This is a genomic window from Rossellomorea sp. LJF3 (genome assembly GCF_037046045.1).
Lineage (GTDB): Bacteria > Bacillota > Bacilli > Bacillales > Bacillaceae_B > Rossellomorea.
Map to the genome: position 1 here is coordinate 1 of NZ_JBANLY010000013.1, position 19,554 is coordinate 19,554.

The 19,554-nt window shown below is 42.0% G+C and carries 26 protein-coding genes; 6 read left to right on the forward strand and 20 right to left on the reverse strand.

Features of this window, described 5'->3' with window-relative positions; all coding sequences use genetic code 11:
• Window positions 1-148 precede the first annotated feature (148 nt).
• The 3 genes from V8G47_RS13090 to V8G47_RS13100 all read right to left on the reverse strand — a co-directional run bounded on the left by V8G47_RS13090 (window position 149) and on the right by V8G47_RS13100 (window position 2,016).
• Window positions 149-949 (reverse strand): CAP domain-containing protein, encoded by an 801-nt coding sequence (locus V8G47_RS13090; RefSeq protein ID WP_336200505.1) that lies wholly within the window; start codon window positions 947-949, stop codon window positions 149-151.
• 320 nt (window positions 950-1,269) lie between these two features.
• A complete protein-coding gene (locus V8G47_RS13095; protein ID WP_336200506.1) occupies window positions 1,270-1,629 on the reverse strand; it encodes a hypothetical protein in 360 nt (119 codons plus the stop codon).
• A gap of 102 nt (window positions 1,630-1,731) precedes the next feature.
• Window positions 1,732-2,016, reverse strand: a complete 285-nt coding sequence (locus V8G47_RS13100) for a hypothetical protein (RefSeq protein WP_261750621.1) — start codon at window positions 2,014-2,016, stop codon at window positions 1,732-1,734.
• Window positions 2,017-2,086: 70 nt separating this feature from the next.
• Here V8G47_RS13100 and V8G47_RS13105 point away from each other — a divergent pair, with 70 nt between their 5' ends.
• Window positions 2,087-2,335 carry a DNA alkylation repair protein gene (locus V8G47_RS13105; RefSeq protein ID WP_224519717.1) on the forward strand — a complete coding sequence of 83 codons (249 nt, stop codon included), beginning with the start codon at window positions 2,087-2,089 and terminating at the stop codon, window positions 2,333-2,335.
• 67 nt (window positions 2,336-2,402) lie between these two features.
• Here the strand turns inward: V8G47_RS13105 and V8G47_RS13110 are convergent, their stop codons facing one another.
• The 5 genes from V8G47_RS13110 to V8G47_RS13130 all read right to left on the reverse strand — a co-directional run bounded on the left by V8G47_RS13110 (window position 2,403) and on the right by V8G47_RS13130 (window position 6,313).
• On the reverse strand, window positions 2,403-4,022 hold the full coding sequence (locus V8G47_RS13110; RefSeq protein ID WP_336200507.1) for an MDR family MFS transporter: 1,620 nt from the start codon (window positions 4,020-4,022) through the stop codon (window positions 2,403-2,405).
• A gap of 167 nt (window positions 4,023-4,189) precedes the next feature.
• A complete protein-coding gene (locus V8G47_RS13115; RefSeq protein WP_336200508.1) occupies window positions 4,190-4,564 on the reverse strand; it encodes a MarR family winged helix-turn-helix transcriptional regulator in 375 nt (124 codons plus the stop codon).
• Window positions 4,565-4,693: 129 nt separating this feature from the next.
• Window positions 4,694-5,062, reverse strand: coding sequence for a DUF2085 domain-containing protein (locus V8G47_RS13120; RefSeq protein WP_336200509.1), 369 nt, complete (start codon window positions 5,060-5,062; stop codon window positions 4,694-4,696).
• An 11-nt stretch (window positions 5,063-5,073) separates the two neighbouring features.
• On the reverse strand, window positions 5,074-5,367 hold the full coding sequence (locus tag V8G47_RS13125; RefSeq protein ID WP_336200510.1) for a hypothetical protein: 294 nt from the start codon (window positions 5,365-5,367) through the stop codon (window positions 5,074-5,076).
• 25 nt (window positions 5,368-5,392) lie between these two features.
• A complete protein-coding gene (locus tag V8G47_RS13130) occupies window positions 5,393-6,313 on the reverse strand; it encodes a CobW family GTP-binding protein (RefSeq protein ID WP_336200511.1) in 921 nt (306 codons plus the stop codon).
• A gap of 202 nt (window positions 6,314-6,515) precedes the next feature.
• Here V8G47_RS13130 and V8G47_RS13135 point away from each other — a divergent pair, with 202 nt between their 5' ends.
• A complete protein-coding gene (locus V8G47_RS13135; RefSeq protein WP_336200512.1) occupies window positions 6,516-7,241 on the forward strand; it encodes an AlbA family DNA-binding domain-containing protein in 726 nt (241 codons plus the stop codon).
• Here the strand turns inward: V8G47_RS13135 and V8G47_RS13140 are convergent.
• From V8G47_RS13140 to deoD, 5 genes are all read right to left on the reverse strand, one after another.
• Window positions 7,229-8,167 (reverse strand): LCP family protein, encoded by a 939-nt coding sequence (locus tag V8G47_RS13140; RefSeq protein WP_336200513.1) that lies wholly within the window; start codon window positions 8,165-8,167, stop codon window positions 7,229-7,231. The two genes, V8G47_RS13135 and V8G47_RS13140, sit on opposite strands and share 13 nt — an antisense overlap.
• Before the next feature lie 136 nt (window positions 8,168-8,303).
• The gene (locus tag V8G47_RS13145; protein ID WP_336200515.1) at window positions 8,304-9,764 is read right to left on the reverse strand and encodes a S41 family peptidase; all 1,461 of its coding nucleotides are present in this window, start codon (window positions 9,762-9,764) and stop codon (window positions 8,304-8,306) included.
• A 117-nt stretch (window positions 9,765-9,881) separates the two neighbouring features.
• Window positions 9,882-10,466 (reverse strand): YitT family protein, encoded by a 585-nt coding sequence (locus V8G47_RS13150; RefSeq protein ID WP_336200516.1) that lies wholly within the window; start codon window positions 10,464-10,466, stop codon window positions 9,882-9,884.
• A gap of 179 nt (window positions 10,467-10,645) precedes the next feature.
• Window positions 10,646-11,530 (reverse strand): M15 family metallopeptidase, encoded by an 885-nt coding sequence (locus tag V8G47_RS13155; protein WP_336200517.1) that lies wholly within the window; start codon window positions 11,528-11,530, stop codon window positions 10,646-10,648.
• 109 nt (window positions 11,531-11,639) lie between these two features.
• Window positions 11,640-12,344 carry a purine-nucleoside phosphorylase gene (gene deoD / locus V8G47_RS13160; RefSeq protein ID WP_336200518.1) on the reverse strand — a complete coding sequence of 235 codons (705 nt, stop codon included), beginning with the start codon at window positions 12,342-12,344 and terminating at the stop codon, window positions 11,640-11,642.
• Window positions 12,345-12,475: 131 nt separating this feature from the next.
• Between deoD and V8G47_RS13165 the strand changes: the two genes are divergently transcribed.
• Together V8G47_RS13165 and V8G47_RS13170 are read left to right on the forward strand one after the other, a co-directional pair.
• Window positions 12,476-12,598 carry a hypothetical protein gene (locus V8G47_RS13165; RefSeq protein ID WP_336200519.1) on the forward strand — a complete coding sequence of 41 codons (123 nt, stop codon included), beginning with the start codon at window positions 12,476-12,478 and terminating at the stop codon, window positions 12,596-12,598.
• Between the two features lie 17 nt (window positions 12,599-12,615).
• Window positions 12,616-12,759: a hypothetical protein gene (locus V8G47_RS13170; protein ID WP_167562123.1), complete on the forward strand. Its 144-nt coding sequence runs from the start codon at window positions 12,616-12,618 to the stop codon at window positions 12,757-12,759.
• Window positions 12,760-12,829: 70 nt separating this feature from the next.
• On the opposite strand, the gene V8G47_RS13175 is transcribed toward V8G47_RS13170, so the two are convergent.
• Both V8G47_RS13175 and V8G47_RS13180 read right to left on the reverse strand, forming a co-directional pair.
• Window positions 12,830-13,150, reverse strand: coding sequence for a YodL domain-containing protein (locus V8G47_RS13175; RefSeq protein ID WP_098440115.1), 321 nt, complete (start codon window positions 13,148-13,150; stop codon window positions 12,830-12,832).
• 97 nt (window positions 13,151-13,247) lie between these two features.
• Window positions 13,248-14,018, reverse strand: a complete 771-nt coding sequence (locus V8G47_RS13180) for a sporulation protein (protein WP_336200520.1) — start codon at window positions 14,016-14,018, stop codon at window positions 13,248-13,250.
• Window positions 14,019-14,380: 362 nt separating this feature from the next.
• Between V8G47_RS13180 and V8G47_RS13185 the strand changes: the two genes are divergently transcribed.
• Entirely contained in the window at window positions 14,381-15,472 is a 1,092-nt protein-coding gene (locus V8G47_RS13185) for a DUF2515 family protein (RefSeq protein ID WP_336200521.1), read from the forward strand.
• Between the two features lie 124 nt (window positions 15,473-15,596).
• On the opposite strand, the gene V8G47_RS13190 is transcribed toward V8G47_RS13185, so the two are convergent.
• Window positions 15,597-15,773 carry a YozD family protein gene (locus V8G47_RS13190; protein ID WP_079531952.1) on the reverse strand — a complete coding sequence of 59 codons (177 nt, stop codon included), beginning with the start codon at window positions 15,771-15,773 and terminating at the stop codon, window positions 15,597-15,599.
• Between the two features lie 124 nt (window positions 15,774-15,897).
• Between V8G47_RS13190 and V8G47_RS13195 the strand changes: the two genes are divergently transcribed.
• Window positions 15,898-16,068, forward strand: coding sequence for a hypothetical protein (locus tag V8G47_RS13195; RefSeq protein ID WP_336200522.1), 171 nt, complete (start codon window positions 15,898-15,900; stop codon window positions 16,066-16,068).
• On the opposite strand, the gene V8G47_RS13200 is transcribed toward V8G47_RS13195, so the two are convergent.
• The 4 genes from V8G47_RS13200 to ablA form a co-directional block, all read right to left on the reverse strand.
• A complete protein-coding gene (locus V8G47_RS13200) occupies window positions 16,052-16,711 on the reverse strand; it encodes a hypothetical protein (RefSeq protein ID WP_034758621.1) in 660 nt (219 codons plus the stop codon). The two genes, V8G47_RS13195 and V8G47_RS13200, sit on opposite strands and share 17 nt — an antisense overlap.
• Before the next feature lie 768 nt (window positions 16,712-17,479).
• Window positions 17,480-17,704 (reverse strand): YozE family protein, encoded by a 225-nt coding sequence (locus V8G47_RS13205; protein ID WP_336200523.1) that lies wholly within the window; start codon window positions 17,702-17,704, stop codon window positions 17,480-17,482.
• Window positions 17,705-17,806: 102 nt separating this feature from the next.
• A complete protein-coding gene (locus tag V8G47_RS13210) occupies window positions 17,807-18,097 on the reverse strand; it encodes a YokU family protein (protein ID WP_336200524.1) in 291 nt (96 codons plus the stop codon).
• Complete coding sequence (gene ablA, locus V8G47_RS13215; protein ID WP_336200525.1) at window positions 18,090-19,517, reverse strand: lysine 2,3-aminomutase; 1,428 nt, start codon at window positions 19,515-19,517, stop codon at window positions 18,090-18,092. The genes V8G47_RS13210 and ablA overlap by 8 nt, the downstream gene beginning before the upstream one ends.
• Between the last annotated feature and the right edge of the window lie 37 nt (window positions 19,518-19,554).

Below are 19,554 nucleotides of genomic sequence, written 5' to 3' on the forward strand. Positions count from 1 at the left end.
TTAGTGTGTTTTGATAACATTTTTATCCCCCACAAAAGCTTTATTCCTTTCTATTATACAAAAAAAGCTTGTAGACTTGGTCTAATTCTTAGACTTTGTCTACAAGCTGAGCAGACTCTCCAAAGAGAGACTGCTTTTGTTCATGAAATTACTTACCGATGAACTGTTGAGTCCAGTAGTTACCGTTCTCTACATATCCCACACCGATGTGAGTGTAGTTAGAACTCATGATGTTTTTACGGTGACCTTCACTATTCATCCATGCCTGTACTACTTCTTCAGGAGTCTGTTGACCCATAGCGATGTTTTCACCTGCAGAGCTGTACTCGATACCAAACTGCTTCATCATGTCGAATGGTGAACCATACGTAGGGCTAGTGTGAGAGAAGTAGTTGTTCGCTTGCATATCTTTAGACTTCTCACGTGCTACCTTGCTTAATTCTGCATCTACTTTAAGAGCTGGAAGACCTTGTTTTGCACGTTCCTGGTTAGTCAATTCCACTACTTTTTGTTCAAACTGGCTTAATTGACCAGATTGTTCACTTGCTTGCTCTGATTGTTGTTTTTGCTCATTTGAAGCTGGAGCTGGTGCAGGTGCTTCGGACTTAGGTGCAGGAGCTTCTGCTTTTGGTGCTTCTTCTGGTGCAGGAGCTTCCGCTTTTGGTGCTTCCTTAGCTGGAGCAGGTGCCGCCGCCTCTGCTTTTGGAGCCTGTCCATTCAATAATTCTTGTACATTTATATTTTGACCGTTGATTTGGTATTTTGATAGAACATCTTGAACATATTTGTTTAGATCTTCTTGATTACCATTATATTTAAAGGCGTTCACTTTTTGAGCGACCTTATCTTGTGCCGGGCACGGTGCTGCAGCGTCAGCTTTACCTGCTGCGAATGGAGTTGCTAATAATGTTAATGCTGTTGCTGCTGAAACCATCATTTTCTTATTCATAAAAATGAATTCCTCCTTAGTGAATGTGTTTTTCTTTGCTGCACATTCATCATACCACCCTGTTTTTGTTACATTTACGGGAGAACTTGGTAACTAGTAATCAATTGTTCTATTTTGAAAGACAATTTCCTTATAGTAAGATAGTAACCACTGATTCTAGTAGGAAGAAAAGCATTTTTTAAATGATTTACTTACATTTCCAACAGCTGAATGAATTGGATGCTGGAACTAATTATTACCGGTATCTTATTCTTGACAGGTTTTTAAGAGCCCACCCAATGTAACGGATATTACAGGAACATTTCAAAACGGGAAGGATTTCACCCCAAAGAAAGGTATTCATTGCATTTTTTGTCAGAACCGATGAGCAGGTATCCCTTCACATCGAACCCTAGGCGTTTTAATTGTCTCACGCCCACATTACACTCGACGAAATTGCTTCCCATCACAATGACAGGCCCTTCTGGAATATCACTTGCATATCTTCGAATGTATCCGCAAGGCAAGGCTATGACCTCTTCGCAATCTCCTTTTGACGAGTCCTGATAATCCCTGGCATCCACTACTACATGTTCTGTCGTCACTTCAAGGGAATTCCATTGTTTTGTTCGTACGGGAAAATATCGATAATAGATCATATATGAGAGTATACTGACTAATACTATTGTTAGTAGAGGCATACTGATATCACCCTTTTCATTAAACTCCCCTCATTATATACCTGAGTAGGTATAGTTGAAAAGCGAACTGCTCATATTTACTTTCATGATGATCATTCCTGATTAGAGATTCCTGTCTTTCATTAATTGTGCGCCCATTTCGATATGTAGCTGGATTAAACGAATTTTATCATCGTTTGACAAGTCGGATTCAGTAATTCTTTTAGTGGCCAAATAATATTTAATTTCAATGGACTTACGAACCCTTGGGTGACTATTTGCATCTTCCAGTTCACGTCTAATGGCTTCTTTTAATATTTGTTCCGGTGAAACGGCATCGTTTGTTAGCATGCGGTTTTTCCATATTTGTCTGTATGATATCAGCAAATCGTTGAATACTACTGACATATTCAATCATCCTTTACATAAAATCGTTATTCTTTAACCATACTAAAAAAAACGAAGAAAGGTGATATCAATGACTACACCCTATCGCTGTCCCAGCTGTAAAACGAATCGAACACGATTTAATATTATACAACAAGTACCTCAGAGTGTGAAACTTGATCCTGCTTCAGGAGAAGTCGTTCAGAATTATGAGCAAAATCAACTCGAGCCATTTCACCTCGCTTACAACGGACCCCAGTTAAAAGTTCAATGTGCGGCTTGTGGCTTGGTGGAGGATGAAATGACCTTTAAGAAGTTTGGAGAAAGTACTATGTCCTAATCAGAAAGAGGGTAACCATGCCTGCCACAATCAGCAGACACGGTCACCCTCTTTTATTTAATGGTTATTAGTGATTGGAAGCTTCTTTAAGCTCTGTTTCCTTTTCTTCCTCTGTAACATCTTTATTTGACATCCTTAATGGGATCTCTTTCATAAAGAAGGTTAAAACAAATCCTACGAGAAGAATCATGGCTCCAATAAAGAATACGTTCGTTAACGCATAACTCAATGATTCTCTAACACCTTCAAGGATGGATGCATAGATCCCTTGGAATTCTTGTGGCAATGTTGATTGAAGCTCCTTTAATTTCCCACCGTTCATGATGTTCTGGGGATCTTGAAGCTGCTTCATGACTCCAGCCGTTTCAGGATCTGTCAATAATGGAGAGTCCTTTACTGAAGACATTTTCTCTGTCATTTTTGACGTCATGGAAGAATTCATCACGGTTCCCATGATGGCTACCCCTATCGTCCCTCCGATTTGTCTGAACAATTGCGTTGCGGCCGTGGCGACACCAAGGAACTTATGCTGCACTGCGTTTTGAACCGTCAGCGTAAAGACGGGGAAACTCAGTCCAAGTCCCGTTCCTACTATAATGATATTCAGCAGGGCTCTGGCGTTGGTCGTATCCGTATCCATGAAAGATAATAGGATCATACCCGCACTCATGACGAACAAACCAATCAGTGCGAGAAACTTATATTTCCCTGTCTTCGTAATGATTTGTCCCCCGATCGTACTGGCAAATACCATACTCAATGTCATGGGCATCATCACGAGTCCGGATTTCGTCGCGGAGGTACCCATTACGCCCTGAATGAAGAACGGCATATACATAATGGCCCCGAACATCCCGGCTCCGAGAATGAATCCAATGATATTGGAAAGGGTGAAGATCTTATTTTTAAACAATTGTAGTGGAAGTACAGGGTTACTAGCTCGTTTTTCCGTTATGATGAATAGGATCAGTGCTATAACCGAGGTAGTCAGTAGTCCAATGATTTGAAGTGAAACCCATTCATAATCGTTTCCACCCCACGTAAAGGCCAGTAATAACGGAATGATCGTTAAAGTCAGCATGATGGATCCCAGGTAATCCACTTTCAAACCTCTATTCGGTTCTTGGGAAGGGAACATTTTATAAATCATCCCAAATGCGATGAATCCTACCGGAAGGAATACCCAGAATACCCAGTGCCAATCGGCATTATCTACTATCCAGCCTCCGAGTGTCGGACCGAATACACTGGCTAAACCAAACACACTGCTCATCAGCCCCTGCCACTTCCCTCTTTCTCGTGGAGAGAATAAGTCCCCGACAGCAGTAAAGGCGGTGGACATGATCATACCGGCACCGAATCCTTGAATCCCCCGGAAAATGATTAACTGTATGATGGAAGCGGATAGTCCGTTTAAGAACGAACCAATCATAAAGACTCCTATTCCAAGTAAGATAAAAGGCTTCCTTCCATACATATCGGATAATTTACCGACCAAAATGGCGGTTACGGAGCTGGTCAACATGAAGATGGTGAATACCCAGCTATAATAATCCATACCTCCGATTTCAGAAATGATCTTTGGCAATGCGGTCCCCACAATGGTCTGATTCAATGCGGCGAATAACATGGCTGACATGATCGCAATCATGATCAGTACTTTTTTCCGATGTTCTAAATGCTCCATATTCTCTGTCTCCCTCAATATTTATAGTATGAATAATTAACCAACTTAAGTAAATGAGCATAATAGAAGGGATGACCGCTCTAAAGGTCAACCCTTTGCATTCTTTTTAAATATATGACTGAACAACTCTGTTTCCGAAGCAGTACAGTGACATTTACCGGACACTATTACTTACGAACGGATGAACTCAACAGTTTCTCGAACAGTTCGATCAGGTGCTCGATTTCCTCTTTTTCAAAGGTTTGGAATAACTGCTGAAAATAGTGCGACTTCTTCTCTTCACATTGTGCCAGCACTTCCATTCCTTCAGGAGTAACGGCCAACTCTACGACTCTACGATCTTCATTGGATCGCTGTCTTGTAATGTAGTCTTTTTCAACCAGTGTATCTGTAATGGACGTAATGTGACTTGCCGAGACTTCCATTCGCTTTGAAATTTCCGAGGATTTCAGTGCACCATTTTCCCTGATGAGTTGAAGCACCCGGAATTCCCCATTCGAAATGAATTCTCCAAAGATGGTTCGAATATCTGATTTCATCATTCTAAAAACGGACCTAAACAGTCCTTCTAGCTCGAACAATTCTTTTCCCACTAAAAATCGACCTTTCTTACACTCAATAAATACTTCACTAAGTTAACTATTAAATAATATACATTTTATTCGATATTGTCAATGGTTTAAACTTGTTATTAGCATTATCATACTTACTCCCCATTTGGAAAGCAGGACGACACCTATCGATAATCCCGTTCCGCACAAAAGACCCGTCAGCAATCGAAGCATGTTCGTACTCCTCCTCCACCCCCACTTCTGGGTGAACCCATCAGCTAAAAGGGGAAAAGTCAGCCCACCAGCCATCATGAGAGCGATAAACGATAAGGAAGGAATCAGCAGCCAGATGATGGGGATTCCCAAAAGTATTCCCATGAGTATTCCCATGCATCTGAAACATATCGGGAATTGCTTCCCCTTTACCATCAGTGAACGTTCAGGCATTCTGTGACACGGCATGAAGGAGAGTGTATACCATTCTTTCACTTCAATCCCTCCTATGGGCTGCAATCCGGAGTACAGTCACAGTCCGGTGAATCGCAGTCGAGTTTATTTCCTCTTGGCGCGGGCAGGCAATCAGGGGAATAAATGGCACAATCCCAGCAGTCATTCGTTCTTTGCCTGCCATGATTTTTCCGCTGATAATATATGACTGTCCATATGAATAACAGTATACTGACCCCAATCAAGCCGGCGAAGATGAACAACTGCAGTTTGCTTTCATGGATACTTAAACCGTAAACCCCCGCAATGAATAATATGAGTTCAACACTAAACAATAAAAAAACCATATCAGGACTCCCCCACCCCTCCGAATTACTCCGTCAGGTCAATCTTCTGTAAAGACTGTATTATTTCTTCTTTATGTAAATTTTCTCCGATTATGACGAAGTTGGTAGGGTATTTCATATCTCCGGGCATAAAGAGGGGCATCCCGTATGAGTACTGAAACAACGTTGGATAGTTCCTTCCTTGCAAAGGGACGTATCCCTTCATCCTGTATATGGAATCGGGCTGGCTTTTCACCCATTCTTCAAAGGCTTCTCCACTCACTTTCCCGCTGAACGTATAAACAACCGCCTGGAGAGTCAGATGTTCCCCAATGGAAGCTCGATCATACGTAAGTGTTTCTTGTTGTGCTTTTAAAGACAGAATATCTTTCATGGACACTTGAGAGTAATTGGTTAAATACACCTTGGCATTCTGATTCATTTGTTGTAGTTCGTAAGAGAATGTCCCCTGCTCCATTTCAGTCAGCAAGTCCATTTTATTCGCAATGATGAACTGGGCATGACGGATTTGTTCTCTCATCAAATGTAAGACAGCCGGACTGAAGTCGCCCCTGTTCCGCCATTGTAGGCCATCCACCACTGTGAGGATACCCCTGAATTCAAAACGATCGGCAAACAGAGGGGACAGGATGGAATCGACCACCTCAACTGGATGTGCAGCACCCGTTGTTTCAATGACCAGTACATCAAAGTCTTCGTTCAGTAGAAGTTCCTGGAGCTGGGACTCCAATTTTTCTGAAATGGTGCAGCATATACAGCCATCAAGAAGTTCACGCAATGCTGTGTCATCATCAACCGCATCACTATCGATGGATACACTTCCTAATTCATTCATCAGCACCGCGGGTTTTTTATCATGATCCTTTAAGGACTTCAGCAATTGTTTAAGTAAAGTCGTTTTTCCACTGCCAAGAAATCCGGATAATATATAGACATCTTTTTTCATGTAATCTTCCTTTCATTTGATCCCTATACACATTTTATTAGAAAGTGAATAGGAACACAACGGACATCACCGATGGATGACCATAGGCAGGGAAGAATTATTCGTTTAAAGAGCGTTATCCACTTTTTTTACGCATAGAATGTAATATGGCTGTGTGCCGTCATATTGATAGCTGAAGAATCAGTAAAAGGTGGGAAGATTCATGTATTATGAGAAGATTGTTCCGCTTAAACTTAGAGATTTCCTGAAGAATCCTTCTCATGAAACATTGAAGGATCTGTTACTTCATAATACAGGGGAAACAGATTATGTGGATTTCAAGTCCGATTGGATCGAATTCACCAAGATGGCAAAACATATCCTTGCCATATCCAATACAGGAGGTGGATGTATCATCGTCGGGGTGATGCAATTCGATGATGGATCAGTCGATTTAAAAGGACTGACCGATGAAGAATTTCTCGATAAAGCAGATGTTGATAATAAACTCCAACATCTGCTGCCTAAATATTTGCGTTATCGCACCGAAGATTTCATTTTCCCTGAAAGCACCCATCCATTGATGAGCCTTAAACGATTCCAAGTCCTCATCATCGATTATGATCCAAGGTACGTTCCTTACACTTCCATTGTCACAAGGGGGGAATTGCGGTATGGGGCAATTTATGTCAGGCAAGGAACCAAGACGATTGAAGCTACTCACGACAAATTAGTGGATGTCATTCTCCGGAAAGTTCAGTCAGGAGGGTCGGACAGCGATGAAAAAACATTAAAGGAGCACCTTGAGCACTTAAAAATTCTTCATATGGAACATGATCTGGCAGAAGATCAGAAATATAAAGACTATCTGCACGAATTGATCATAAGAAAAATGAAAAAGATTGAATCGTTCCTGGACCTTGATTCTTCTGAATATCATTCATGGTGACTTGAATCAAGAAAATCCATGATGGCTTCCCGATTCTTTTGTTCATCCATATCGAGGACCAGTCCTGCATGTGCAGCCTTAAGATCAGTGAAACTTCCTTCTACCGGGACCCGCAGCGTTTCCACTTTGTCGATTGGATGCAGCATGACAGACATCCCATATTTCATGACTTCACTTATCGGAGTGGAGGTTTCAACGTTTTTAAAACCCTCTCTGATGAGAGAAACAAGCGTCCTCATGCCTTCACCCGTCTCCATTTTTTCCATCAGGCTTTTTTCTGCCAATAACATGATCTCCTGCTGTCTTTCTACTCTTCCAAAGTCGTTCTGACTATCTCCCCTGAACCTCACATATTGAAGGATTTCTTCTCCTTTCAGCACGTTTCCCCCCGGTTCTTTCGACCAATTCCAGTGAGTGATCATAGGCTCTGTTACCGTAACAGGTACCCCTTCAGGAAATACGAGGGCCATCATATTGATGAACTCTTTGAAATCAATCTTAACAGTATGTTGAATGTTCAGGTCGAAGTTTATTTGTATCGTATCAGCCAGCAATTCTTCCCCTCCCCAGGAATATGCATGATTGATCTTGCTCTTTTCATATCCGGGAATCTCGACGAATGTATCCCTCATGATTGAAATGATCTTAATGGTCGACGATTGGGGCTTATATTGAGCCACCATTAATACGTCAGCCCGTGCAGGTTCATTTTCACGCTGATCAGAACCAATCAGGAGGAAGTTGATCGGTTGCTTATTTTCATCAAGGGTAAAAGGAAAAATGGATTCATCCGAATCATTTAATACTTTTTTCGGGGGAGAACCCTCTTCTACAGCAGGCACTCCTTCAGCCTTCCAAATGGGAGAACAACTCACAGCCACAAAGAGAAAAAGCAGGATTGAAAGGACTAACGCTATCTTTTTCATTGAATCACCTCATATATACTTTCATTGTTGGTATGGAATGGACATTCTATACGAGGATTCAGAAACCAATTCGGCAATCGACCGCTGTTACCGGACAAAAAAAAGATCCCAGGTGAAATCACCTGAGACCTAGGATTTATTGATCTTTGTTTAACACTTCAATCGCCTTTTTCAGTTGGGGATCGTTTTCTTTCAGCTTTTCTCTTAGGTCGGTCATAAGCTTCAAGATTGTTTCCCCGTTCATTGTACCTGTCACTTCGAGGTCGTTTTCCCCCTGGAATTCCTTAACGGCTGCCGTTGTATCTGCATCATAATAGCCGTCTACTTTCCCTGGATCTAAATCCAGAGCTTCGAGCATTTGCTCTGCTGTTTTCACATGATCTGATAAATCTTCTTCCTTTAGTTCCTTGTCTGGATTGATGTAAGGAAGTTGGGCATAATCAGGCATCTTCACTTCGACATCTGGCTTGATGCCTTTTTCATGAATCCAATTTCCTTTTGGTGTCAGCCATTTAGCCGTCGTAAATTTCATATTTGAGCCATCTTTGAAGGTTTCTGCCGTTTGAACGGTCCCTTTACCGAATGTCTTCGTTCCAACCAAAGGTATATCATTGGATTCGCTTACGGCTGCTGATAGAATTTCTGCAGCACTTGCACTTCCTTCATCAACCAGAACGGCTGTAGGAACTTCTACCTTCTGACCCGATTCTGATACATACTTTTCCACTTTACCATTACTGTCTTTCACTTGGAATAAGACTTCACCTTCAGGCACAAACAGATTCGAGATCTTGACAGCTTGATCAAGTAATCCACCTGGATTTTGTCTAAGATCCAGAACGAGTTTCTTCATGCCTTTATCGTTCATCTCATTTAACGCTTCTGTCAATTCTTTGTACGTATTCTCTGAAAAACTCGTGATTTGGATTTCAGCTACGCCATTATCTTTCATCTCTGCATAAACCGTTTCAATCGGAATCTCATCTCTGGTGATGGTGACGTCCATCGGTTTATCCTGGCCAGGCCGTTGAACGGTCAGCGTTACCTTTGTGCCTTTTTCTCCACGAATAAGGAGAACGGCGTCTGTCACAGACATTCCTTGAATGCTTTTATCATCTACCTTCGTGATGATGTCGTTCGGCTGCAGGCCGGCTTTTTCTGCAGGAGAACCTTTAATTGGAGAGACGATGGATATGTAACCCTCTTTCTCCTGAATTTCTGCTCCGATCCCTTCAAACGAAGAAGAAATGCTTTCCTGGAACTTCTTCGCCTCATCCTCGTTCATATAATCGGAATAGGGATCCCCGACGCTATCGATCATCCCATTGATCGCACCGTTTACAAGTTTGTCCTGATCCAGGTCCTTGTAATAATTCTGGTTTAACTTATCATAGGCTTCATAGAGCTTCTGAAATTCAGATCGTTCTGTAACCCCTACGTTGACTGCTTTTTCATCTCCAAACGCCAATGCAAATGTTGTAATTCCTGCTGTTAGGAATACAAGGAAAAATAGGAGCATGACGAATTTGAATTTTTTCATTTTTATATAACTTGATTGGGTTTCCTGTTGTGCCTGTTCTGTCTTATCTTGTTCCAAAGCTTCCACCACTTTCGTTGCTATGTATCTTGTGTGAATTTTCGTTTAGAATATCATGAAACATTCCCCTGAGCAATCGTAAGCTCATAACTTCTTCATTCTATCAGCTTTTCCATGTTAGCGAAAGGAAAATCCATCTTCCCCTTTATGATGCGTCAAAATCGTCGTAAAAAACCCCACCGTACTGACAGCTAACAAAGAATATAAAAATGCTTCCATTCCAATAATGGGGAAGCCCGCCATAAGTACGACACTATCAAAGGCGAAGATCAGCTTACCAACATTCCATCCAAAACTCTTCCCCATTAATTGTGCCAATAAGTCAGATCCACCCGTAGCGGAATTCCCCCTTAACATGAGACCGATTCCGATCCCGACAAAAGCACCTCCAAAAAAAGCACTCATTAGTGGCGGAAGATGGAAGATGGTATGCCATTGATAAAAGTAATCGATCATTAAAGAGGACAACCACAGCCCATGAATACTGTTATAAAAGAGGATTCGATCTTTAAAGAATGCAAGCAGATAAAGGGGGATACTCAGGAGAATGATGGTAAGACCTGGTTTCACACCAAGCCAGTAGTGGGCAATCAAACCGATCCCGATCATGCCCCCATCGAGAAAATGATGGGGGACGAAAAATAGATTGATGCCTATCCCGACGAAAACACTGCCAATGATGATTATACTGAACACCCTCATCATACCATCCACCCACCCATTCCAAATTGGACATCCCTTATTACTGTTGTATGTGGAAATACAAAGAAAGAGAACAAGGCGGAAGGGAATTCATCCCCTTTAGAAGCAGAAAGATCTTGATATCCTCAAATCCCCTCTAAAAAAGGTCAGGAACCATTGGCCCTGACCCTTTATCATTATTAGATTTTCTTTACATTATTAAAGTATTCTTCAAGTGTCCAATCGTTCTCATGAATCACTTTAGCGGCTTCCATTCCAACATATCTATAGTGCCAAGGTTCATATTGATATTGGGTAATGGATACCTTATCTTCGGGATAGCGAAGAATGAACCCGTACTTATAGGCGTTTTCTGCCAGCCATTTTCCTTCTTTCGTTTCAGCAAATTCTATATTCACTTGAAATTGGTTACTTTGACTGGAAATATCCATAGCCAATCCTGATTGATGCTCACTTTGTCCCGGAGGCGCAACGGCCATGACCGCCTTTTCTTTACCGAATTGGGCTATTTCCCTATCCAGGAGCATTTTTTGGTAGTCGTATGAACGGTAACCTGAAATGGCTGTCAAGAAAACCCCTAAAGATTTGGCATCTGCGAACATCTTTTCCAACTGCTCTGCAGCTTCTTTTCGAAGGTGCGCTTTTTCAAGGTCCTCATCCCCGAATACGAATGGAACATTTGGACGGACTAGATCGGCAGGTTTGTATTCATCTAAAGCATATTCCTTATTCACCAATACTAATAAATTGGAGGGATTTTGAATCACCTGTTTTCCGTCCACGACTTTTACGTCATTGAAGTATTGGGACTCTAATTGCAGCTCTTTAGGTACCGCTTCTTCGGCAGGCTTCTGTTCCGGCAATGATTGTTCACCCTGCCCGTTGTCCGGGGTTTGAACTTTTGGTTCTTTTTCCTGTGTCTCTTGCTGCTTTTGGCCAAATAATTCGTCTGACCACTCTTCCACTTGCGAACAACCTGATAACATAACCAGGGAGGCAGCAGTTATGAAGATGATCTTTTTCATACTTTCACCTAGTTTCTCTATAATGGTTCCATTCTCCATCTTACCATGCTCCGGGCTATATGTAAGCAGGAGAAACTTCACAAAATGAAAAACTGCCTATAAACCCGACTCGGGATTGTAAGCAGCTTTTTCCTATTGCCTCTATAAATTATTCTTGAATGGCCGCTTCTAAAGCCACTTCAATCATTTCATTGAAAGTCGTCTGACGCTCCTCTGAAGAGGTTTCTTCCCCTGTGAGGATATGGTCGCTTACAGTTAGAACAGAAAGTGCATTTCGACCATATTTAGCTGCCAATGTGTAAAGGGCGGACGTTTCCATTTCAATGGCAAGAATACCATATTGAGCCCACTTCTCATGCTCCGCATTGTCATTGTAGAACATGTCAGCAGTGAATACGTTTCCAACTTTCAGATTAAGTCCTTTCTCTATCCCTGCATCATATGCTCGTTTTAAAAGATCGAAGTTCGCCGTCGGAGAATAATCGATCCCGTTGAACGTTAATTTATTCATTTGAGAATCAGTGGATGATGTCATGGCCAGGATGACGTCGCGTACTTTCACGTCCTTTTGAATGGCACCACATGTACCGACACGAATCAAGTTCTGGACGTTATAGCTTTGCATCAATTCATTAATATAAATGGAAATCGACGGGACACCCATTCCAGTTCCCTGTACCGAAATTCTTTTTCCTTTGTACGTTCCCGTGTATCCAAACATATTACGTACTTCATTGTAGCATGTTACATCTTCTAAGAACGTTTCCGCAATATACTTTGCTCTAAGTGGATCCCCAGGTAAAAGAACCGTTTCTGCAATTTCATTTTCTTTCGCATTAATATGTATACTCACTAAACTATTCCTCCTATCAAGACTGTTGAAAGACCATTGTAATTCTTTTTCCGAACATATGCAACGCTAGGAAATGGAAGGATAGAATGCTGAGTGAGAGGTCAAAATAAAGGCAGAAGGAGTGATTGAACATGGCTAAAGAACAAATGAGCAAAAAATTGAAGCAAGCAGTACAACATGCAAATGAAACCAACCCTTCTACCCGGACGGGGACACAACCAACCTCTTCAAGAACCGAAAAATTAAAATCATAACAAAGGGGGACACATGGATGGGAAAAAAACACCGAAATCGAATCAATGCCCCTAAGAAAAATAATCATATTCCAAAAGAAGCATTGGATGCCGAGCATAATGCACACGGGAAAGAGAACACAGGTCTAAATAGAAAAAATGGTCCGGGACATAATATGTAAGGACCTATAAAGAAAGGAAAGAATCCGGCCTATGAGGCAGATTCTTTCCTTTTTTCGATTAGTACATTATCTAATGAATGACGATCCGGTTCACCCTCTTCCAGCCATTTGGCTGGAGACGATAATAATGATGGCCCCTCCGTCCTTCATCAATGAAGACGATGTCACGTGTAGCAATATATCTGCCTTGATAATCCTTTGGAACCAAGTCTGGTACATTGAACGTTCTGAATGTCTGATACAGGGCTTCTTCATGATTATTTGCTTCTACCGAGATACGATAAACCTTTTCGTACCCTTTATCCTCCCCATAATTAGGGGTTTGGAAAATGGTCACGTCATAGGTCGATCTCAAAAGCTTTGGACGAATGATTTTTTCAAGTAAAGGCATGAGCACCCCTCCGTCATTATGTTGTACTCATACAATTACACAAACAGCGTGTCGAATCCTTCACAGAATCATGGGAATCTTTGTCGAATGGACTATTTTACGCAAATTTGTCGATGGCTTGTTGAAGTTTCGATGCTAAATGGGGAATATCGGACGAGCTTATGGTCAGTCTGACCATGGATTCATCCATTTCGAGAGCCTCCGCCAGGAACCCCCCCAGTCCCCTCGCCCGTCTGTCCACTTCCAGGAGCAGTTCTACCCGGTCTTCCGTTTGATTCAGGAACATCACTTCAAGTTCATCCAATTTCCGCTGATATGGTCCATTCACCGGTACAAACTCAAACTCCTGAATGAAAGGATATCTCCCTCTGTAACGTCTCGGCGCCTCTTCACATTCCACTGTACGAATTCTGAAGCCGAGTTCCTGTACAGAAGTCAGGATGGCATTCGTCAACTGATTCGGCACGATTTCAATATAGTCTTTGTCTTTTGGATCCACTGCATTTTTGATATCCACCCCTGTGGCTACCCAAACCCTGGTGTTCCCATATGTGATCGGGGTTTCAAAGGGCAGGGTGAAGGTAAATGGAAATTCTTTTTTTTCATTTTCCAAAACGGTGAATGGATTGGATATCTGCACCTTTTGAATCGGGGCGTAATCTGTATATTTCTTATCATCCGATTCACGAATATATGTAGTGAAAAGTGTCAAATAGATGGCATCGATACTCTGCTCCGTACTTCCCCCCGTAATTTCCACCACCCCGTTTACCGTCTCCCCTGCAACGTAGCTCGATTTCTCCAATTTCGTATCCACTGTAGCTGCTCCAATACCGATCGAAGCAAAAACTTTATTAAAAAATGACATAAGATAACTCCTCCTTGTTTATTGTATGTGTAATATTTCAATCACCTATCATACATCCCAGTTTCACTTCGAGCCTTCACGATTCCTTCGTCTCCTCATTCCATAATTAAATATCTACTTTTAAGGAATTCTTCCACCGAACACTTTTTTCCTTCTTGCAAAAACAATTCCTCAAAGATGCGGCGTAAAAAAGTTTCCAGTGCATCCCTTTCTTTTCCCACATATTGGACGTGATTAAAAAATAACTTCTTGTAAGGACGAAAATCAAAAAGAGTTTCTTCATATGTATTTATATACGATTCACCTCAAGTTTGGTTTCACACAAAAAAAATATATTTCATTTTTTTGAGAGGTGTGATTAATTGGGTTATTCACCGTTTCAAGTCATTTCAAACCTATTCAAACCTGGTAAACGCAAGAATACGTCCCCCCTTCTCGATGTCCAGGCGGTTGACAGGCTTTACGAAGAAATGAAGCAGGACCCGGTCCCTGATGTCTATTTTCCTGAAGAACAAGCTTTGTTCAAGGAAATTTTCACTAAAGTAAAAAAAGGGAATATCAATAACCTTACAAGAACTTCTTCCTATCTTGATTTATTCAAAAAACACCCTGAATTGCACTGGTCCTTTCTCGCCCACATGGTATCGAGAAATGCCGGTTATCATATGACAGATATCCAGAACGATCTGCTCTCACATGTAATGAGTGACAACGAACAGCAATCTCTATTCGAGTTCCTGGAACGTTGTAATGCCGCTATCTTTGACGATGCTTATCCTCAACTATTACTTTATGAAAACTGGAAATTAACCGGCCGCCACCCCTTTCACCTCCTGAAGAAGTTCAACGTTTCGGTATTCATGCGGAAGATATGGGCAGATTATCTCAAGACGGGGAACCACCCTGTGTTGACCACCGCACTCATTATGAATGAGCAGCACCTGATTCAAAACAAAATATTATCCAGTCCCAATCTTAATCTGGGAATTGAAAAGTGGAAGTTTTTCCTGCAGGACCGGCTTGAATTCACTTCCATACTCTTTCCTTATGGCAAGCATTCCCCATACTCCCTGGCCGGACTTTCCGTTTCCCACTTTGAGAAAGTGGATCGCAGAATTCAATTAGGTAAGAAATTATATAGAGTATTATTTCATCCGATTGTTTTTCCCACTGCATTCTCTTTCTCCCTTCACCATCCACATACGGGATCCAGGGAGGATTATTGGCCGCATATATACTCGAGTGTGAAGAAAAGAAAGCATCTATTCAGCCCCGAACTGGGAGCTGTCTGGGAAAATATCTGTTATGACGATCCTTCGTCGACGGATTGGTTTAGAGAGCAAACGATTGAGGTCATGTCGCCCCTATTGACGATGACGGTCCCTCATCATTTCTCTATGACCCGTAAATGGAAAGCAAGAACGACTATTCTTCTGAAACTAAAGAGGGATTGACTCAAAATAATGTGCCCCCCTTCCTTCATAAAAGAAGGTATGAGCGACACATCAGAGTCAATCCCCGTTATATGAATGGTCGTTGGCATACTAAATGAAATCAATATCGATGGGTGAAAAGAATTTAAACCTCATCTTCCCATTCTTCATCAATGATACATTTGGCAATCAGATACTCGAATGTGATATCCGCTATTTCTTCCAGTTCATCTTCTGATGGTGCATACCCTCTTTGGATCAGTTCTTTCATAAAGAACTCAGCAATTTCCTCGGTGTCGATAAAGACTTCTATCTCCCGCATGTGATCGCCCCCTTTGATTCTCAATTTATGATAATACTATCCCGGTTATGCCAAGAGAAAAAAGTTTTCATAACACTTTAAAGACAAGCATAGACTTTATCATCAAAGGTAGAGGAGCGATAGTATGTTACATACATTTACAGAAAAAACGAAATCGATGGTAAGAGAGCTGGAGAATGGAGAAGGGATCATTGTTTCAGGTATGCAATGGATCCTTCGTGTCATACTATTATCATTTCTGGTCATAAGCGTTCCGGTTTTTCTATATATTATGTGGCTTATTCCTTCTCTTTGACGATAGACTGTGTGTTTGTATGATTTTTCAACTGTTCTAACACATAATCCATTTTATTCTTGTATTTACTATCATTGAATAATAGGTACAGTGTTTTGTAGTCATTGTAATGATCAAGGAGCTGATCAATCCAGGTCGGCTTTGGAAATGCAGGTGAATGGAGCGATTTGGATTTACCTTCTTTTTTTTGTGGGAAGACGAATCCATATTTCTTTATGAAAGCTTCCGCCTGCTCTTCATCGGCAACCAGGGTAATTTCATCTTCGTCTGCCTCCAGCCATTCACCATCTGTGATCCTCATTAATTCATAGATCACGTCTTCCCACGCATCATCTTTATATCTCCATATCTCTGTTCTGAAACCCACCACTTTAAAGAGATCCTCTTCGTATCCCTTCACGAGGACAAGGTCACCAAACAGAAATTTGTATTCAATATCGATCTGTTCCTGTTCAAAAATATATCCATCATAAGAATCAAGCAGTTCTAATGCTTTTTCCTTGAATAACCCTTCACTTTCGTTAACCTCATATAAAAACTCTCCGTCAATCTTCTTTATGTCGGTGATTTTCCCGACGGTACCATAGATTGTGACGACTACTGTTTCCCCAACTCTGAATCTAGGCTCTTTTCGTTTCTTCATTCTCCCCTCACCCTTAATCGCCTTTTTTATATGATATGCAATAACAATCATATCGGTATACACGAAATCCCTGACTATCTTTTCTTTAGGGTAAGAAATGACCAAAAAACGAATCAAATAGCATAGTGCTGGTTGATTTCCGCTGCAGGTGCTCGCTTTCCGCGGGGCGTGAGTTGAGCCTCCTTGGGCTTTGCCCTGCGGGGTCTCAAGATCCAGCTACGGTGGCTAGCGCCTCGAGGTCATAAGCTAAATGGTCCATGAAGGCAAAAAAACGCCTTCTTAGCCCATTCATCTTATGCTTGTCGGGGCTGAACAAGCCACCTCCGCTTTTCAGACTTTCCCGCTATTCCCGTCGGAGTCGAGCTCCTTCCGCTCCAATCAACTTCCTGAGCATGCATTACTAACTATTTTAGAAACCTGCACGTTTTTTACAGCAGCCACTTTTAGCACTTAAAGCTGAGATCCACCTATTTCATACCTGTCATTTTGACAGCTCTGTCTCACAAGTCTTATTTAGATGGTGAGGGGAACTTCGTAGACTCCTGCGGGAAACGGGCGTGCCGAGACCCCGGAAGCGAAAGCTTTAGGAGGCTTGGCCGAACGTCCGCGGAAAGCGAAGCAGTTCCCCTCACCATCCACCACATACTGGTTGACAGAGCATTGAAGATTCAGTTTTTAAAACATGCCCTATTATGAAAAGAGCTTTGCTTTTAAAAAAGGACCGACGTTTGCGGGAAACAAATGTCAGTCCGTGGGCTTGGATTATCGTTAATCTTTTTCTTCTAATTGGTACTGGTCCCAGGCCATGTCGAAGATGGACATGCTTTCAAGGTAGTGCCCATTCATTTCGAGATAGGAACTGATTTCATGGTAATGCCAGGACTGTTTCGGAAAGCTGTGATCATCATAAGCTGAATTCGCAAATCGGGTTATATCATCCTTGGCAGTAGGTTGCCTGTATTTCATTAAGTAATGATAAAAGGATTTTCTCATCTCTTCCACCTGCCCTTGTTCTTTCTTTTCTAAAAGGATAGCGGAAGAAGATGAATTCGTAAAGTGTTTGCTTCGAAAGAGAACATATCGGTGCCTCCACCTCTAAAATCGAAAATAATTTTTCTTAAGTAAGCGGGGAAGCGCCATTAAATCTTTATAAGAAATCACTTTATCAATTAACCTCGTATCGATCAGCATCAGTTGGTCTTCAATTTCATTGATGATGTTTTCCTCCTGATAGTCCATCCCGCAATGACTGCAGCAGAGGCTCGGGACATTCGCAATCTGCACCGCCCGTGAGCCATCAGGAAGCTCCCAGTACACACTTGATTGATGAGCATGAGCCGTGTTCTTTTCACACCATTCGCACACCTTTGCCGTATTTTTAGCCATTGATGGTTTCTTCCTTATCATCATTTTTGTCCTGATTCATTTTTGAAAGCATCGCTTTATGCTTCTTTTCCTTTAGCTGATCCCTTTTCCCCCTGAAATCCTTGAGAGAATTATGGTCCGGGTTCTCCTGATATTCCTTGCGACGCTCCAAACGCTTGAGACCAGCGGGCGTCAGAGAAGAATGGGTTTGATTCATCAACCCGGCGATACCTATGGTGGGTTCTGTGATTTCTTCATCATGATAAACTTCTTTAAAGTATTCATCTGCCCTTCCTGCTACGTATTCCTCCGGTTCCGGATAGGTGGAGATGACGCCTTCGAAATTCCTTACGACCACTTTCGAAGCACTTTGGGATATCAGGTAATTCGGTTGCAGGGAGATTTTCCCTCCGCCTCCGGGAGCATCCAATACGAAGGTCGGTACGGCGTAACCGGATGTGTGTCCCCTCAACCCTTCAATGATTTCAAGCCCTTTGCTGACAGGTGCCCTGAAATGGCCGATCCCTTCCGATAGATCACATTGATAAATATAATACGGACGCACGCGAATTTTAACCAGATCATGCATAAGCTTCTTCATGATCGGAACGCTGTCATTGATGCCTGCCAGGATCACAGCTTGATTCCCTACAGGAACTCCTGCATTCACCAGCATCTCACATGCCTTCTTGGACTCTTCCGTGATTTCAATGGATGTATTGAAGTGAGTATTTAACCAAACCGGATGGTATTTCTTCAATATATTACACAGGTTTTCAGTGATCCGTTGTGGAAACACGACTGGAGCCCTCGTTCCAATCCGGATGATCTCGACATGCGGTATATCCCTCAAATTCTTCAATATATACTCGAGTATTTGATCATTGATCAAGAGACCATCCCCGCCAGAAAGCAGCACGTCCCTTACGCTCGGCGTTTCCCTTATATATTCAATGGCCGCATCAAGCTGCTTCTTTGGAACACCCATTCCGATCTGTCCTGAAAACCTCCTTCTCGTACAGTATCTGCAGTACATGGAACATTGATTGGTGACGAGAAATAACACCCTGTCCGGGTATCTGTGCGTCAACCCCGGTACTGGGGAATCCTCATCTTCATGCAAAGGATCCTCCAAGTCATACTTTGTTTTATTGATCTCCTGGCCAATCGGAACGGATTGCATCCGGATCGGGCAGCGGGGATCATCCTCATTCATGAGCCATGCATAGTAAGGAGTAATATTCAGCGGAATGGTCTTAGTTGAAATTTTGACCCCTTCTTCTTCCTCCGGCGTCAAGTTCACCACTTTCTTTAAGTCATCAAGGGTTCTGATTGTGTTTGTCAGCTGCCATAACCAGTTATTCCATTGTTCATCCGTGACATCTTTCCAAAGCTCAATATCCTTCCAATCCCTTTTTGGTTTATAGAGATTCATTTTCATCTATTCCACCAACTTTCCAGAAAGTTTCGTTCCACAA

Excerpts from the sequence above, each read along its gene's own strand:
- V8G47_RS13195 (WP_336200522.1), top strand. The coding sequence starts at position 15,898 with ATGTTACATACATTTACAGAAAAAACGAAATCGATGGTAAGAGAGCTG.
- V8G47_RS13170 (WP_167562123.1), top strand. The coding sequence starts at position 12,616 with ATGGGAAAAAAACACCGAAATCGAATCAATGCCCCTAAGAAAAATAAT.
- V8G47_RS13100 (WP_261750621.1), bottom strand. The coding sequence starts at position 2,016 with ATGTCAGTAGTATTCAACGATTTGCTGATATCATACAGACAAATATGG.
- V8G47_RS13180 (WP_336200520.1), bottom strand. The coding sequence starts at position 14,018 with ATGTCATTTTTTAATAAAGTTTTTGCTTCGATCGGTATTGGAGCAGCT.
- V8G47_RS13200 (WP_034758621.1), bottom strand. The coding sequence starts at position 16,711 with ATGAAGAAACGAAAAGAGCCTAGATTCAGAGTTGGGGAAACAGTAGTC.
- V8G47_RS13165 (WP_336200519.1), top strand. The coding sequence starts at position 12,476 with ATGGCTAAAGAACAAATGAGCAAAAAATTGAAGCAAGCAGTACAACAT.
- V8G47_RS13090 (WP_336200505.1), bottom strand. The coding sequence starts at position 949 with ATGAATAAGAAAATGATGGTTTCAGCAGCAACAGCATTAACATTATTA.
- V8G47_RS13135 (WP_336200512.1), top strand. The coding sequence starts at position 6,516 with ATGTATTATGAGAAGATTGTTCCGCTTAAACTTAGAGATTTCCTGAAG.
- V8G47_RS13130 (WP_336200511.1), bottom strand. The coding sequence starts at position 6,313 with ATGAAAAAAGATGTCTATATATTATCCGGATTTCTTGGCAGTGGAAAA.
- V8G47_RS13105 (WP_224519717.1), top strand. The coding sequence starts at position 2,087 with ATGACTACACCCTATCGCTGTCCCAGCTGTAAAACGAATCGAACACGA.
- V8G47_RS13115 (WP_336200508.1), bottom strand. The coding sequence starts at position 4,564 with ATGATGAAATCAGATATTCGAACCATCTTTGGAGAATTCATTTCGAAT.
- ablA (WP_336200525.1), bottom strand. The coding sequence starts at position 19,517 with ATGAAAATGAATCTCTATAAACCAAAAAGGGATTGGAAGGATATTGAG.
- V8G47_RS13125 (WP_336200510.1), bottom strand. The coding sequence starts at position 5,367 with ATGGTTTTTTTATTGTTTAGTGTTGAACTCATATTATTCATTGCGGGG.
- V8G47_RS13175 (WP_098440115.1), bottom strand. The coding sequence starts at position 13,150 with ATGCCTTTACTTGAAAAAATCATTCGTCCAAAGCTTTTGAGATCGACC.
- V8G47_RS13155 (WP_336200517.1), bottom strand. The coding sequence starts at position 11,530 with ATGGAGAATGGAACCATTATAGAGAAACTAGGTGAAAGTATGAAAAAG.
- V8G47_RS13095 (WP_336200506.1), bottom strand. The coding sequence starts at position 1,629 with ATGCCTCTACTAACAATAGTATTAGTCAGTATACTCTCATATATGATC.
- V8G47_RS13140 (WP_336200513.1), bottom strand. The coding sequence starts at position 8,167 with ATGAAAAAGATAGCGTTAGTCCTTTCAATCCTGCTTTTTCTCTTTGTG.
- V8G47_RS13150 (WP_336200516.1), bottom strand. The coding sequence starts at position 10,466 with ATGAGGGTGTTCAGTATAATCATCATTGGCAGTGTTTTCGTCGGGATA.
- V8G47_RS13110 (WP_336200507.1), bottom strand. The coding sequence starts at position 4,022 with ATGGAGCATTTAGAACATCGGAAAAAAGTACTGATCATGATTGCGATC.
- V8G47_RS13210 (WP_336200524.1), bottom strand. The coding sequence starts at position 18,097 with ATGGCTAAAAATACGGCAAAGGTGTGCGAATGGTGTGAAAAGAACACG.
- V8G47_RS13190 (WP_079531952.1), bottom strand. The coding sequence starts at position 15,773 with ATGCGGGAGATAGAAGTCTTTATCGACACCGAGGAAATTGCTGAGTTC.
- V8G47_RS13205 (WP_336200523.1), bottom strand. The coding sequence starts at position 17,704 with ATGAGAAAATCCTTTTATCATTACTTAATGAAATACAGGCAACCTACT.